1 protein-coding gene is annotated in these 210 nt (G+C 44.3%); it reads right to left on the bottom strand.

Annotated features, from left to right (window positions below; translation table 11 throughout):
• Positions 1-210, bottom strand: a 210-nt coding sequence (locus tag ACXAG4_RS15550) for a hypothetical protein (protein ID WP_475297014.1), incomplete at both ends; no start/stop codon positions are given.

The raw sequence follows: 210 nt of genomic DNA, 5'->3' as shown, positions 1-210 counted from the left end.
GTGCTTTAGCCTCTGCCTCTTGTTGTTTGCGTAATGTTTCTGCTCTAGCTTCCTCTTCAGCTTTCTGTTTTTCTTGTTCTGCCTTTAATCTGGCCGCTTCTTCTGCTTTAGCTTTTTCAGCTTCTAAGGCTTCTAAACGTGCAGCTTCCTCTTGTGCTTTAGCCTCTGCCTCTTGTTGTTTGCGTAATGTTTCTGCTCTAGCTTCCTCTT

Source organism: Seonamhaeicola sp. ABD4_175 (assembly GCF_056160885.1).
Note: the sequence above shows the minus strand (reverse complement) of the source record. Positions and strands in the feature narration are given on the sequence as shown.